Source organism: Marinactinospora endophytica, assembly GCF_054780875.1.
This window is the reverse complement of sequence record NZ_BAAGVM010000014.1, coordinates 97,822-112,356: the sequence shown is the minus strand read 5'-3', so window position 1 is coordinate 112,356 and position 14,535 is coordinate 97,822. Positions and strand designations below refer to the sequence as shown.

Genomic DNA, 14,535 nt, shown 5'->3' with positions numbered 1-14,535 from the left:
TGCCGCGCTCCACGTCGGCGGTTGCCGGTCTCTGGTGGACCGCGGTCTTCAGGGTTTCCCGGCCGTCCTCTGTGGGGGATGGTGCGTGCGGCGCGTGGCCTGTGGTGTCGCCGATCTTTTCCGTCCTGCTCGGTGCCGTGTGCCATGGGACGTGCGAGGACCGATCGTCGAGGCGGGGACGGCCAGTGGGCGCCGGCGCGGCGGTTCGATCCCGGGGGCCGGGCGCTCGCCGCCGGGGACCTCCACGGGTGCGGGGGCCTCGTCTTCGGTGCGGCCGGTGACCGACGCCGGCCACGCGGCTGTGGGAGGACCGGCGCGTGCCGCCTGTCTCCGCCCGGGGCACGGCGCGCGTGCCCCAAACAGGACGGTCGCGCCATGCCGTCCCCGCCTCGCGGCGGAGGGGACGTCCGGGGCAGGCCGGCCGGCTCCGGGGTCCGCCCCGTGGAACGACGGGGCGGACCCCGGGGGCGCCGCGAGTGCTCCGGGTCTTGACCGCCGGTTCCCCAGCTGGCGGTGCCGGGTCAGGGGATGATGGTGGGGGCGATGCCGCCGTCGACCTTCAGGGCGGCGCCGGTGGTGGCCGAGGCGGCGTCGGAGCCGACGTAGTGGACCATGGCGGCGACCTCCTCGGGGCGGATGAGACGGCCCAGGAGCGAGGTGGGCCGTTCCTCGGCGACGAAGCGGCGTTCGGCCTCGTCGAAGGGGACGTCGGGGCCGATGCGGTCGGCGATGAAGTCACGGACGCCGGGGGTGAGGGTGGAACCGGGCAGGACGGTGTTGACGGTGACGCCGGTGCCGGCGACCTCCTGGGCCATGCCGCGCGCCACCGAGATCTGCGCCGTCTTGGTCATCCCGTAGTGCACCATCTCGGTGGGGATGAACACCGACGACTCGCTGCTGATGAAGATGACCCGTCCCCAGCCGCGTTCGACCATGCGGGGGGTGTAGTGGCGGGCCAGGCGGATGCCGCTGAGCACGTTGACCTCGAAGTAACGCCGCCACTCGTCGTCGTCGATCTCGAACACCGGTGTCGCCTCGAAGATCCCGGTGTTGTTGACCAGGACGTCGACGTCGGGGACGGCCGCGAAGATGCGCTGCGCGCCCTCGGCCGTGGCCACGTCGGCGGCGACGGGGATGGGCCGGGTGCCGCCCGCGGCCGCGTGGACGCGTTCGGCCGCCGCCGCGGTGCGTTCCTCGTCGCGGCCGTTGACCACGACGGTGGCGCCGTCACGGGCGAAGGCGACGGCGATGGCCTCGCCGATCCCCGATGTCGAACCGGTGACCAGGACGGTGCGCTGCCCCGTGGTGTTCATGCCTCTCCTCTGTCTCCTCTTGGGCGCCGGAAGGCTTCCCCGGTTATTTGTTTGCATACGCTTGTATTTGCAGGCGCTAACTATATTCACATGGTGTGCTGCCGCCGGGACTCGCGGGGATCGACGGGGGAGTTCATCCCTTGAGAGGATGTAAGCGACGTTTACTTCCGCTGTGTGACGAAAGCGACGTGCGCGTGCCGCCCTCTCCGAGCAAGGTCTCCCCGCCTCCCCTGTCCCCGGAGCCACCCCGGTCTTCCCCTACCCGCGTCATCGCCCCATTGGTCTTCGCCGGCCTCACCTACGCCGTCGCCCAGACCACGATCGTCCCCGTCATCCCGCAGATCCAGGCGGCCACGGGGGCGGGCCCCGGAGCGGCGGCCTGGGTGGTCACCGGGTTCTTCGTCTCCTCCGCGGCCCTGACCGTGGTCGCCGGCAAGCTCGGCGACATCTTCGGCAAGAAACGGGTGCTGCTCGGGGTGCTGGGCCTCTTCGCCGTCGGCGCGGTCGTGGCGGCCGTCGGCTCCTCGCTCGGCGCGGTCGTGGCCGGACGGGTGATCATGGGCGCCGCGGGGGGTGTCTTCCCGCTCTCCTTCGCCATCCTCGGCCAGAGCCTGCCGCGCCCACGCGCCGCCTTCGGCATGGGGCTGATCAGCTCGATGTTCGGCCTGGGCGGCGCGCTGGGCCTGCCGCTCGGCGGGCTGGTCGCCGAACGCCTGGGCCACCAGGGCCTGTTCTGGGGCACCGCGGCGATGACGCTGGTGGCGATCGCCGCGATCGCCCTGTTCGTGCCCGAGCCCGGGGCCCGGGGCGGCGGCCGGGTCGACTGGACCGGGGCGCTGCTGCTCGCGGTCGCGCTGGGCGCCCCGCTCACCGCCATCAGCAGGGCCGAGGCGTGGGGGTGGACGTCGCCTCCCACGCTGGCGCTGCTGGGGTGCGGCGTCATGGCGCTGGCGGCCCTCGTGGTCGTGGAGCGTCGCGTCCGCGAGCCGCTCATCGACCTGGCCCTGATGGGCCGTCGCAACGTCTGGGTCGCCAACGTGGTGGCGGTCCTGGTCACCGTCGGTCAGTCCAGCGCCTTCCTGCTCGTCCCGCAGATCGTGCAGCTTCCCGCCGACAGTGGTGTGGGCCTGGGGGTGGGGGCCAGCGCCGCGGGGCTGTACCTGCTGCCGGCCGCGTTGACCAGCATGGTCGCCGGGCCGCTGACCGGCCGCGCGGTCGCCCGCTTCGGGGTGCGTCCCCTGCTGCTCGTCGGCGCGCTGGCGTCGGGGGCGGGGCTGCTCGTGCTGGCGGTGGGGGGCGCCCACCCGATGGTGGTCGTCAGCGGCGGCGCGCTGCTGGGCCTCGGCGGCGGGGTGGCCTTCGCGGTGCTGCCGGTGCTGATCTCCGACGCGGTCCCCGCCGCCGACCTCGGCGCGGCCAACGGCGTCAACACCATCGTGCGCCACGTCTCCATGGCCGTCGCCACGCAGGTCTCGGCCATGGTGCTGGCCCTGGCGACACCGCAGGGCGCCACCTCGCCCGCGGCGTGGGGGTTCGCGCTGGTCTTCGCGGCCGGCGCGCTCCTGGGGCTGACCGCGATGGCCCTCGTCCCCCTGGTGCGCCGCCGCTCCCAAGACGACACGCCGGCCTGAGACGCGGTCGCGGGCGCCCCGGCCGTCGTGGCCGGGCGCGCCCGCGGTGAGCGCTGTCAGTCGGTCATCCCGAGGCGGGAACCGGCCTTCTGCACGAACCCCAGCTTCTGCTGGGAGGGCCGCTGCTGTTCACCGTGCAGGGCGTTGAGAACCAGCAGCGCTCCGGTCAGGGCGGGCACCGCCCACTGGGCCAGGCGCAGCTGACGCTGGGCGTCCTCGGTGCTTCCCGGCGTCTTCTCCGCCAGCTCCTTCACCTTCGGCTCGTCGGTCTGGGTCGCCCCGACCTTCTTCCCCAGGAGGCAGGCGTAGGCGGTGGCGGCCAGCGCCGCGCCGGTCAGCACCGTCTTGGCGCCGGTCGAGGCGCCCACGCCCTCCTGGTGGCGCACCCGTTCGGCGTTGGCCTTGAAGAGCCCGGCCCCGCCCACCACGTGGACCGCGATCGCGGCGACGCTGACCGGCAGCCACTTGTTCCACCCGATGGTCGAGATCCGGATGCCGCGACCGGTGTCGTCGGCCTCCTTCGCGGCCCCGTTGAGACCGATCACCCCCATGAGCGAACCGCCGAACCAGGCGGCCAACCCCAGATCGTGCAGACTGCGGACCAGGGTGTTGCGCTGCGACGACACCATGTTCACCTCCACCAGACGAAATGAGCGGTCGCGGGACGGCCCCTGCGACCGGCCCACCCACTACCGCGTGACCGCGGGTGTATGCGCGATCACGCGGAGAAGTGACCGGCGGTCTGAGTGTGACGTCCGCGACGCGCCGTCGCACCCGGCCGGGAAGGTCGCACCGGGACGGGGGCGCGGTCCGTCCGCCGGTGCTCCCGGGGCGGACGGGGAAGCCCGACCGGGACCGGCGGGGGTGAAAAGGCCGGTCGGAACATGTCCATCGGTCACACCTGCGTACACTTGCAGGCAATCGCCGGGCCGCAGCGGTCCCGGACCGCCCGCTCGCGGCCCACCGCACGGTCCCACAACGCACCCGAAACGCGGAGGTGGATCGTGTCCTCTGATCCCCGGGAAACCCACCGCGGGCCCTCGTCGCAGGGTTCGCGCATCGACCCCTACGTCGACGCCTACGCCGCGCGCGCCCAGGGGATGGTGGCCTCGGAGGTCCGGGCACTGTTCGCCGTCGCCTCCCGCCCCGAGGTGGTCTCCCTCGCGGGCGGCATGCCCAACGTCTCGGCGCTGCCGACTGACGACATCGGCGAGATCGTGCGCAGGGTCGTCACCGAGCAGGGGCCCACCGCCTTGCAGTACGGCTCGGCCCAGGGCGATCCACTGCTGCGCGAACGCATCTGCGAGGTCATGGAGCTTGAGGGCATCGACGCCGTCGCCGACGACGTCATCGTCACCGTCGGCTCCCAGCAGGCGCTGGACCTGGTGACCCGGGTGTTCGTCGACCCCGGTGACGTCGTGCTGGCCGAGGCGCCCACCTACGTCACCGCCATCAACACCTTCGCCGCCTACCAGGCCCGGGTCGAGCACGTCGCGATGGACGACGAGGGGGTCATCCCCGAGGCGCTGGAGGAGCGGCTGGGCCGGTTGAGGTCGGCCGGGCAGCGGGTCAAGTTCTTCTACACCGTCCCCACCTTCCACAACCCCGCCGGCGTCACGCTGTCCCCGCAGCGCCGTGTCCGCGTCATGGAGATCTGCCGCCGTTTCGGGCTGCTGGTCCTGGAGGACAACCCCTACGGGCTGTTGCGTTATGAGGGCGAGCCGGTCCGCGCGCTGCGGGCCGACTCCCCCGACAACGTCATCTACCTCGGCTCCTTCTCCAAGACGCTGTCGCCGGGGTTTCGCATCGGCTGGGCGCTGGCCCCCGCCGCGGTCCGCGACAAGCTCGTCCTCGCCGCCGAGTCGGCGATGCTCAGCCACTCCAGCTTCAACCAGCTCGTCGTCGGCCGCTACCTCGCCGAGTACCCCTGGCAGGAGCAGATCAAGGACTTCAACGAGATGTACCGGCGGCGCCGCGACGCGATGCTGGGCGCGCTGGAGGCGCTCATGCCCGAGGGCGTCACCTGGACCCGGCCCCAGGGCGGGTTCTTCGTCTGGGTGACCCTGCCCGAGGGCATCGACTCCAAGTCGATGCTGCCGCGCGCCGTGGGCGAGCGCGTCGCCTACGTCCCCGGGACCGGGTTCTTCGCGGGTGACGACGGCCACCGCAACATGCGCCTGTCGTTCTGCTACCCCGACCCCGATCAGATCCGCGAGGGGGTGCGCCGCCTGGTCGGCGTCATCAAGGGCGAGATCACGCTGCGTGATACCTTCGGCAGCGCATCGGCGCGGCCGGGACACGGCACTGACGCGCCGGCCCCGGACCTTCCCTGAGGAGGGTGGACGCCGTGACGAACGGAGCTGAACACAGAGAGGGCGGGACGGTGGCCGATCTGGACCGGGTGCTCGTACTGGCGGGTGGGATGTCGCCGGAGCACGAGGTGTCGGTGCTTTCGGGACGACGTGTCGCCGAGGCGCTGCGCCGCCTCGGCGTGGAGGTGCAGCTGGCCGACGCCGGCGCGGGGCTGCTCGACGCGATCGCGGCGGACCCGCCGCAGGTGGTGTTCCCCGTGCTGCACGGCGCGGCCGGCGAGGACGGTTCCATCCGCGAGATCCTGGACCTGGCCGGCCTGCCCTACGTCGGCGCGCCCCCGCAGGCCTGCCGGATCGCGTTCGCCAAGCCGATCGCCAAGACGATCGTCGCCGGACGGGGGCTGGACGTGCCGCGCGGCGTCGCCCTGCCCAAGTCGGCCTTCCACGACCTCGGCGCCCCGGCCGTCATGGCGCGCATCCTGGACACGCTCGGGCTGCCGCTGTTCGTCAAGCCCGACCAGGGCGGGTCGGCGTTCGGCGCCGCTCCCGTCGAGACCGCCGAGGACCTGTCGGCGGCGCTGGTGGGCTGTTTCGCCTACAGCGACACCGCGCTCATCGAGGAGCGGGTCGAGGGGACGGAGATCTCGGTGGGGGTGCTCGACCTGGGCGAGGGACCCTTTGCGCTGCCCGCGGTCGAGATCGTCCCCGACGGCGGGGTCTACGACTACTCGGCGCGCTACACCGCCGGCCGCACCGAGTTCTTCTGCCCGGCCCGGCTCGACGACGAGGTCGCCTCGGCGGCGGCCGACGCCGCCATCACCGCCCACCTGGCCCTGGGGCTGCGCGATCTGTCGCGTACGGACCTGATCGTCGACCGGGACGGCCGGGTGCGCTTCCTGGAGGTCAACGTGGCCCCGGGCATGACGAGGACCTCGACGCTGCCCCTCGCGGTCGAGGCGGCGGGGTTGGACTTCGGGGTCGTGTGCCGCGACCTCGCCCAGCGGGCGCTGCTGCGCGGCTGACCCGCACCCGTCCGCGCGGTCCCTTCCCGGCCGCGCGGCGGGACCATCACGCTCCCCGGACCCCGGTCGGGCCGGCCCGCTGGGATCCGGCCGTGTTCGAGTACCACGGCTGGATCACCGTGCGGGAGAGCGCGACCGGCGATGACGACGAGGCGCGTCTGGCCGGCATCGCCGAGGAGCTGCGCCGCCGCGTTGCGCGGGCGGCCGACCCCTACCTGCTCGACCTGAGGTGGATGAACGGGGAGCTCTTCCTCCACCTGGGCGGCAACAGCAACCGCGCCGCGGCGGCGAGCGGGGTTCTCGACCTGTTCGCCCATGCCGGCGTGGTCGCGCCGGGCTCCTACGGGCTCTTGCACGTCCGCGACGACGAGGATCCCCGGCACGGTGACGAGGTGCGGGTCTTCCGGCTGGCGCGCGGGAGGGTCTCCGCGCACACCGAGCCGCTCCTCTCACCCTGCGTCCCCGCCCTGGAGGATCCCTACGCCGGGTGACGTGCCGGTTGCGCGCGGCGCCGCCCGTCAAGGAGCGGGCGCGGGCCCCCGTTCGTCGGGTTCGCGATACACCAGGAGGTAGCGCCACAACAGGAGGCGCCGCAGGGTGCTGCCCGGCAGCAGGACGCGGGCCGCCTCCGCGACCTGATCCAGCGTCATGGCCGGCCGGGCGGTGACGGAGGGCGGGCTGACCTGCCCGCCGCGGCCGGCGGCCTCGCGCAGGGCCGTCCCCAGCCGGTACAGCGCGTTCACCGGGACCGCGGCGAGGCTGACCAGCCGGTCGGCCAGGGTGTGCTCCCGGTAGCAGCCCAGGATCACCAGGACCCCGCCGGGGCGCAGCGCGCGCCGTAGGTCCGCGACGGTGGCGAAGGGCACGTGGTGGATGCTGGCCAGGCACGAGATGTAGTCGTAGGCGCCGGCCGGCAGGGGGGTCTGGGTGATGTCGGCCCGCCGGAAGCGGACGCGACCGCCGCCGGCCGTAGCGGGGGTCAGCGAGCGTGCCGTGGCGATCGCCTGTTCCGCGGGGTCGACGGCGTCCACGTCGACCCCCAGCCGGGCCAGCCGGCGCGCGAAGCCTCCCGTGCCGCACCCCACGTCCAGGGCCCTTCGGCAGGGGTCGGGAAGGTGGCGGAGCAGGAGGCCGTGGTAGTGGGCGTTGTGGTCGAAGGGCACGGCGCCATCATGGCAGGCGCGGTCGGCCCCGTGGGGGCCGCGCGGCCCTACCCCAGCAGCGGCCCCGCGGCGCCGATGGCGAAGTGGAAGACGAACACGGCGCTGAGCACCCACATCAGCCAGTGCACCTCGCGGTGCCTGCCGGTGAGCGACGTCAGCAGCGTGTAGGTGATGATGCCGGCGCCGATGCCGTTGGCGATGTTGTAGGTGAAGGGCATCAACACGATCGTCAGGAAGGCCGGGATGGCGACGGTCACGTCGTTCCAGGCGATCTTGCCGATCTGCATCATCATCATGGCGCCGACGAGGACCAGCGCGCACGCCGCGGCCTGCTGCGGCACGATCCCGGTCAGGGGGGTGAGGAAGAGGGCGAGCAGGAACAGCCCGCCGGTGACCAGGCTGGCGATGCCGGTACGGGCGCCCTCGGTGACGCCCGCGGTGGACTCGACGAAGATGAGCGTGGCGGAGGAGCTGGTGGCCCCGCCCGCGATGGCGCCGACCCCGTCGATCGCGAGGATCTTGTTGATGTGCGGCATCCGGCCGCGCTCGTCGGTGAGCCCGGCCTTCTCGCCGATGGCCAGGCAGGTGCCCAGGGCGTCGAAGAAGCCCGCGAGCACGAGGGTGAACAGGATGATCCCGGCGCTGACCGCGCCCGCCGAGGTCCAGGCGCCGAACAGGTCGACCTGGAAGAGCAGCCCGAAGTCGGGGGCGCCGACGACGGATTCGGGGATCTGCGGTACCTGGAGCCCCCACGCGGCCGGATCGATGTCGAAGACGTGGTGCACGGTGACGGCCATGACGGTGCCGGTGAGGATGCCGATGAGGATCGCCCCGGGCACCTCGCGGCTGACGAGGACGGCGGCGACGAGGAAGGAGACGATGAAGACGGTCACCGGCCAGCCCACCAGGTGGCCCACCGTGCCCAGCTGGAGCAGGGTGCCGCCCTCGGCGCCGGCGCTGAGGAATCCGGCGTCCTTGAGGGCGATCAGCGTCACGAACAGGCCGATGCCCACGCCGATGGCGAGGTTGAGGTTGCGCGGGATGGCGTCCATGATCATCGACCGCAGGCCGGTGACCACGAGCAGGATCACCACCACGCCCTGCCAGACGACCAGCCCCATCGCCTCGGGCCAGGTCATGAGGGGGGCCGCCTGGTAGGCGACGACGGGTGTGGTCCCCAGCGCCGCGGCCAGGGCGATGGGGGCACGGCCCACCAGGCCCATGACCACGGTGACCACGCCCGCCGACAGGCAGGTCATCGTGGTCAGCTGGGCGGGCGACAGCACGTCGCCGTTCACGTCCTGGGCGCCGCCCAGGATGATCGGGTTCAAGACGATGATGTAGGCCATCGCCATGAAGGTGGTGAGCCCACCACGGAGTTCGCGCGGGAGGGTGGAACCGCGTCCGCTGATGGAGAAGTACCGGTCGAGCCAGGATCGATCGGAATGGGCCGGGCTCGCCGGACCCGCCGTGTCGGGTGTCTTCACATTCCCCTCCTGGAGGGAGATGAGGGGCGGACGAGGAGCGTTCGCCACCCTGGGTTGTCGTGTCGTAACGTTCTGTAGTTAATGTCGTGCGTTTCGTGCCCTCGGCCGTGGACGGTGACGGGAGACCCGGCGCCGAGAAATGCCGTTCAGGGGATGAAAACGACATTACCTACCTGGGTGGAGTGCGCTGAACAGGGGAGACCACCCGCCCCGACACCGAGGGCGCCGGCGGTGGGGACGGGCGGCCTCCTCCCGGGCCGCGCGTGGGCGGCCCGAGTCCGTCACCCCTGCGGCGGGTCGATCCCCACGATGTCCTCCGGACGCACCGGCGCGTGGGTGAGCGGACGCCCGGTGGCGTTGCGGACCGCCGCGACGATCGCCGGCGTCGACGACAGCGTGGGCGGCTCCCCGGCGCCGCGCAGACCATAGGGGGCGTGCGGGTCGGGGTGCTCCAGCACGTCGATGCGCATCGGCGGGGTGTCCAAGATGGTGGGGATCAGGTAGTCGGTGAACGACGGGTTGCGGATCACGCCGTCGTGCACCTGGATCTCCTCCATCAACGCCAGCCCCAGCCCCTGCGCCGAGGCGCCCTGGATCTGTCCGGCCAGCTGCTGGGGGTGCATGACCTTGCCGACGTCTTGGACCGCGTCCAGCGCGACGACCTTGACCAGGCCCAGTTCGACGTCGACGTCGACCACCGCGCGGTGCACGCACATGCCGAACTGCGTGTGGGAGGACCCCTGGCCGCGGGAGGGGTCGAGCATCTGGGTGGGCCGGTGGTGGTACTCGCGGGTCTCCTCGATCGCCTCGCCGCCCAGCAGGTCGGCCAGGGAGATCAGCACCCCCTCGGCCGCCGAGACCACCTTGCCCCCGCTCAGCGACAGCAGCGCATCGGGGTGGCCGTCCTCGACCAGGCCCCGTTCGCGCACCAGCGCGAAGACCCGCTCCCGCACCGCCTCGCACGCCGTCTTGACCGCGCCCCCGGTCATGTAGGACTGACGGGAGGCCGAGGACGAGCCGGCCGACCCCACCCGGGTGTCGGAGGGCAGGATCGTCACCCGCTCCACACCCAGCTCGGTCCGCGCGATCTGCCCCTTGACCGTGACCAGCCCCTGGCCCACCTCCGCGGCGGCGGTGTGCACCGTCACCGCGGGTTCCCCGCCGACCACCTCCAGGCGCACCCGCGCCGTGGAGTAGTCGTCGAACCCCTCGGAGAAGCAGAGGTTCTTCAGGCCCACGCCGTAGCCGATGCCGCGCACGATCCCCTCGCCGTGGCTGGTGTTGGCCACGCCGCCGGGCAGGGTGCGCGGGTCCGAGGGGGCGGGCAGCGACGAGCGGTCGGGGGGCAGCGGCATCTCCCTGGCCCGCCGCAGCATCTCGGCCATGGGCATCGGCATGTCGATCTCCTGGCCGGTGATGATGCGCGAGCCCTGCGACACCGCGTTTTTGATCCGCAGGTCCACCGGGTCCATCCCCAGTTCCGCGGCCAGCCGGTCCATCTGCGACTCATAGCCGAAGCACGCCTGGACCGCCCCGAAGCCGCGCATCGCGCCGCACGGCGGGTTGGTGGTGTAGACGCCGTAGGCGTCCACCGACACGTGGGGGACCTCGTAGGGGCCGATCCCCAGCGAGGAGGCCACGCCCACCACCGCCGGCGTCGCCGAGGCGTAGGCGCCGCCGTCCAGGACGATCTCCATCGTCGCGTAGACGAGCGTGCCGTCCCGCTTGGCGCCGTGCTCGTAGCGCATCGTCGCCGGGTGGCGGTGCACGTGGCCGAAGAACGACTCCTCGCGGTTGTAGACGAACTTGACCGGCTTGCCGGTGTGCAGGGCCAGCATGCAGGCGTGGATCTGCATGGACAGGTCCTCGCGGGCGCCGAACGCCCCGCCGACGCCCGCCAGCGTCAGGCGGACCTTGTCGGCCGGCAGCCCCAGGCACGGCGCGATCTGGCGCTGGTCCACGTGCAGCCACTGGGTGGCGATGTAGAGGTCGACGCCGCCGTCCTCGGCCGGCACGGCCAGGCCCGACTCGGGGCCGAGGAACGCCTGATCCTGCATGCCGACCTCGTACTCGCCGGTGACGACGACGTCGGCGAGGGCGCGCACCTCCTCCACCGACGCCCCGTCCGCGAACGCCCCGGTGCGGATCGGCTGGTAGCGCACCCGGTTGCCCCGCTGGTTGTGCTCCTCGTGCAGGGGCAGCGACCCCTCCTCGTGCACCAGGGGACAGTCGGGGTCCAACGCGGCGCGGCGCGCGTCCGACACCGGCTCCAGCACCCGGTAGTCGACCTTGATGCGCTCCAGCGCGCGTCGGGCGGTCTCGGGGTGGTCGGCGGCCACGATCGCCACCGGCTCGCCCTTGTAGCGGACCTTGCCGAACGCCAGGACCGGCTGGTCCCGGTACTCCAGGCCGTAGCGCTTCTCCCCGGGGACGTCCTCGTGGGTGAGCACGGCGTACACGCCGGGCAGCCGCAGCGCCCCGGAGACGTCGATGCCGAGGATCTCGGCGTGCGGGTGGGGGCTGCGCAGCGTCGCCCCCCACAGCATGTCCTCCATCCACATGTCGGAGGAGTAGGCGAACTCGCCGGTGACCTTCAGGGTTCCGTCAGGGCGGCGCGGGCTGGCGCCGATCCCGTCGCGGGTGACGCTGGACAGGCCGACGGGGGCGCGGGTGGACGTGCTGGCCATCAGCGGGACACCTCCTGCAGCAGTTTGCGGTGGGCGGCGCGGCCGGAGGCCGCGGCCGAGTCGGCGGAGACGGTGCGCAGCTCGCCGCGTTCGACGAGCGGGCGCCCGCCGACGAGGAGGAGTTCCAGCGGCGGGGGCGGACCGAACGTCAGGGCGACCACGGGATCGTCGATGACGTCGTAGCCGAAGCCGTCGATGCGCCACACCGCGATGTCGGCGAGCTTGCCGACCTCCAGCGAGCCCAGTTCCGCGTCGCGCCCCAGGAGGCGGGCGCCGCCCAGCGTCGCCATCTCCAGGGCCCGCCGGGCGTCGAGCGCCTGCGGTCCCTTGCGCGCGCGGGCCATGAGGATCGCCTGGTGCATCTCGCCCGACAGCGGGGTCAGCTCGCTGGAGGCCGGGCCGTCCACGCCCAGGCCGACGGCGGCCCCCGCCGCGAGCAGTTCGGTCACCCGGCAGATCCCCGCGCCCAGGCGGGCGTTGGAGGTGGGGCAGTGCGCCACGCCGGTCCCGGTCGCCGCGATCCGCGCGATGGCGGCGTCGGACAGGTGCACGGCGTGGGCGAACCACACGTCGGGGCCCAGCCAGCCGAGCTTCTCGGCGTACTCCACCGGGGTGCACCCGAACTCCGCCAGGCACCGCTCCTCCTCGTCGAGCGTCTCGGCGAGGTGGGTGTGCAGTCGCACCCCCATGGCGCGGGCCAGTTGGGCCGCCTCGACCATGAGCTCCCGGCTCACCGAGAACGGGGAGCAGGGGGCGACCGCGACCCGGGTCAGCGCGTCGGCGGCGGGGTCGTGGTGGGTCTCGATCGCGGCCTGGGTCGCCCGCAGGGCCTCCTCCAGGGTCTCCACGACGCTGTCGGGCGGCAGCCCGCCGCTGGATCGGCCCCGGTCCATGGAACCGCGGGCCAGGTCCAGGCGGACGCCGACCGCACGGGCCGCCTCCACCTCGGCCGCCACGATGTCCCCGCGTCCCCGCGGGAAGATGTAGTGGTGGTCGGAGACGGTGGTGCAGCCCGACAACGCCAGCCAGGCCGTGCCCGCGGTGGTGGTGCCCGCGACGACGTCGGCGTCCAGGCGGTGCCAGATCTCGTAGGAGCCGGTCAGCCACTCGAACAGGGTGCCCTCGGCGAACAGGCCCTGGGTCGCCCACTGGTAGAGGTGGTGGTGGGTGTTGATCAGGCCCGGCGTCACCACGCAGCCCGCGGCGTCGATCCGGCGGGCGCCGGGGGGCAGGGGGCCGGGCCCCGGCCCCACCGAGGTGATACGGCCGTCGCGGAGCGTGACGTGCCCGCCGGGGTACTCCTCGCCGCCGACCGTGACGACGTGCGCGCCGTCGATGACCAGGGTCTCGCTCACGCCGGGCCACCCCCGTCGCGCTGGGCCGCGGTGCGCTCGGCCGCCAGGCGGACCGCGTCGATGATCTTCTCGTAGCCGGTGCACCGGCACAGGTTCCCGGCGAGGTGTTCGCGGATCTCCGCCTCGTCGGGGACGCCCCCGCCCTGGCCGACGGTGCGTTCGATCAGGTCGTCGGTCTGCACCAGCAGGCCGGGCGTGCAGAAGCCGCACTGCACCGCCCCGGCCTCGACGAAGGCCTCCTGGACCGGGCTGAGCCGCCGCTCGGCGAGGTCGCCGGACTCGGCCAGACCCTCGACGGTGCGCACCGCGCGCCCCTGGGCCTGTCCCGCGGCCACCAGGCACGAGCAGACCGTCACCCCGTCCAGGTAGACCGTGCAGGATCCGCACTCGCCCTGCTCGCAGGCGTTCTTGCTGCCGGGAAGCCCCAGGCGCTCGCGCAGCACGTACAGCAGGCTCTCGCCCGGCCACACGTTGTCGGCCGTCACCTCGTGGCCGTTGACCTCGAAACTCACGCGCATCGCGCGATCTCCTTCCGGTAGTCGGTCACGGCCCAGCTCACGGCGCGGCGGGCCATCACCGACAGGGCGTGTCTGCGGTAGTGGGCGCTTCCCCGCACGTCGTCGATGGGGCGGGCGGCGGAGGCGACCAGTTCGCCGAAGCGCGTGACGGTCGCGGGGGAGGGAGAGGCGGCGCCGTCCCAGTCGAACTCCGAGGCGAGGAACTTCTCGGCCTCGATCGCGCGCAACGGCGTGGGCCCGGCCGATCCGATGCCGGTGCCGACCGTGCGGGCCTGGGCGTCGAGCGCCAGTGAGAAGGAGGCGACCGCGATGACCATCGCGTTGCGGGTGCCGATCTTGGAGAAGGACTGCGGGCCGGCGGGCTCGGGCAGCAGGACCGCCGAGATCAGCTCGTCGTCGCGGCGGGCGGTACGCCGTGGGCCGTGGTAGAACTCGCGCGCGGCGACCCGGCGCACGCCGCGCACCGACGCCAGTTCGACGAGCGCGTCGACGGCCAGCAGGGGCGGATGGGCGTCGCCCGCGGGCGAGGCGCCGCCGAGGTTGCCGCCGACCGAGCCGCGGTTGCGGATCTGGGGGGAGGCGACCGCCCGCGCCGCCTGGGCCAGGGCCGGGGAGCGATCGCGCAGCCGTTCGATGATCGTGGTGTAGGGGACCCCGGCGCCCAGGCGGAGGTATCCGTCGTCGGGACCGTGGTCGCGCAGCTGCGGGATGCGGGTCAGGTCCAGCAGGGCGGGCGGGCGGCGCCTGCCGAAGTTGAGCTCGACCATGACGTCGGTCCCGCCCATGATCGGCACCGCGTCGGGATGCGCGCTCTTGGCGGCAAGCGCTTCCTCCCAGGTGGAGGGGCTGAGAAAATCCATAGTCGTCCTCGTCGTCGCCGGTCATGGGAATCCGCCGGGGCGCCTCACCGCGGCGGTGGCCTCCATGTGAAGTAGAACACTCTGCCGGGGACGCTCACCAGGACGCGATGCCATGAAGTGCGCTGCGGGGGCGCCTCCTCCTTTCGTGCTTTTCTACAACTGAGGTTTCGGCTAACGTTTCCGCCAC

At 72.9% G+C, this 14,535-nt stretch carries 12 protein-coding genes; 4 read left to right on the top strand and 8 right to left on the bottom strand.

Translation table 11 applies throughout. From position 1 onward, the window contains the following. Positions 1 to 521: 521 nt before the first annotated feature. Entirely contained in the window at positions 522 to 1,313 is a 792-nt protein-coding gene (locus ACYVHU_RS22990; protein ID WP_078760907.1) for an SDR family NAD(P)-dependent oxidoreductase, read from the bottom strand. A gap of 278 nt (positions 1,314 to 1,591) precedes the next feature. Between ACYVHU_RS22990 and ACYVHU_RS22985 the strand changes: the two genes are divergently transcribed. After that, a complete protein-coding gene (locus tag ACYVHU_RS22985; RefSeq protein ID WP_498949485.1) occupies positions 1,592 to 2,944 on the top strand; it encodes an MFS transporter in 1,353 nt (450 codons plus the stop codon). 56 nt (positions 2,945 to 3,000) lie between these two features. On the opposite strand, the gene ACYVHU_RS22980 is transcribed toward ACYVHU_RS22985, so the two are convergent. Further along, positions 3,001 to 3,573 carry a hypothetical protein gene (locus ACYVHU_RS22980; protein ID WP_144390018.1) on the bottom strand — a complete coding sequence of 191 codons (573 nt, stop codon included), beginning with the start codon at positions 3,571 to 3,573 and terminating at the stop codon, positions 3,001 to 3,003. 375 nt (positions 3,574 to 3,948) lie between these two features. Here ACYVHU_RS22980 and ACYVHU_RS22975 point away from each other — a divergent pair, with 375 nt between their 5' ends. From ACYVHU_RS22975 to ACYVHU_RS22965, 3 genes are all read left to right on the top strand, one after another. Beyond that, a complete protein-coding gene (locus tag ACYVHU_RS22975; protein WP_394330036.1) occupies positions 3,949 to 5,277 on the top strand; it encodes an aminotransferase-like domain-containing protein in 1,329 nt (442 codons plus the stop codon). Between the two features lie 50 nt (positions 5,278 to 5,327). Continuing rightward, positions 5,328 to 6,278 carry a D-alanine--D-alanine ligase family protein gene (locus ACYVHU_RS22970; protein ID WP_078760910.1) on the top strand — a complete coding sequence of 317 codons (951 nt, stop codon included), beginning with the start codon at positions 5,328 to 5,330 and terminating at the stop codon, positions 6,276 to 6,278. 92 nt (positions 6,279 to 6,370) lie between these two features. Next, complete coding sequence (locus tag ACYVHU_RS22965; protein ID WP_078760911.1) at positions 6,371 to 6,769, top strand: Imm7 family immunity protein; 399 nt, start codon at positions 6,371 to 6,373, stop codon at positions 6,767 to 6,769. A gap of 27 nt (positions 6,770 to 6,796) precedes the next feature. Here the strand turns inward: ACYVHU_RS22965 and ACYVHU_RS22960 are convergent, their stop codons facing one another. The 6 genes from ACYVHU_RS22960 to ACYVHU_RS22935 form a co-directional block, all read right to left on the bottom strand. After that, complete coding sequence (locus ACYVHU_RS22960; RefSeq protein WP_432940179.1) at positions 6,797 to 7,441, bottom strand: class I SAM-dependent methyltransferase; 645 nt, start codon at positions 7,439 to 7,441, stop codon at positions 6,797 to 6,799. Between the two features lie 47 nt (positions 7,442 to 7,488). Further along, the gene (locus ACYVHU_RS22955) at positions 7,489 to 8,928 is read right to left on the bottom strand and encodes an NCS2 family permease (protein WP_498949483.1); all 1,440 of its coding nucleotides are present in this window, start codon (positions 8,926 to 8,928) and stop codon (positions 7,489 to 7,491) included. A 281-nt stretch (positions 8,929 to 9,209) separates the two neighbouring features. Then, the gene (pucD, locus tag ACYVHU_RS22950; RefSeq protein WP_078760913.1) at positions 9,210 to 11,615 is read right to left on the bottom strand and encodes a xanthine dehydrogenase subunit D; all 2,406 of its coding nucleotides are present in this window, start codon (positions 11,613 to 11,615) and stop codon (positions 9,210 to 9,212) included. After that, a complete protein-coding gene (locus ACYVHU_RS22945; RefSeq protein ID WP_078760914.1) occupies positions 11,615 to 12,970 on the bottom strand; it encodes an 8-oxoguanine deaminase in 1,356 nt (451 codons plus the stop codon). The genes pucD and ACYVHU_RS22945 overlap by 1 nt, the downstream gene beginning before the upstream one ends. After that, a complete protein-coding gene (locus ACYVHU_RS22940; RefSeq protein ID WP_078760915.1) occupies positions 12,967 to 13,488 on the bottom strand; it encodes a (2Fe-2S)-binding protein in 522 nt (173 codons plus the stop codon). The genes ACYVHU_RS22945 and ACYVHU_RS22940 overlap by 4 nt, the downstream gene beginning before the upstream one ends. After that, the gene (locus tag ACYVHU_RS22935; RefSeq protein ID WP_078760916.1) at positions 13,479 to 14,348 is read right to left on the bottom strand and encodes an FAD binding domain-containing protein; all 870 of its coding nucleotides are present in this window, start codon (positions 14,346 to 14,348) and stop codon (positions 13,479 to 13,481) included. Before ACYVHU_RS22935 ends, ACYVHU_RS22940 begins: the two co-directional genes overlap by 10 nt. Positions 14,349 to 14,535 lie beyond the last annotated feature (187 nt).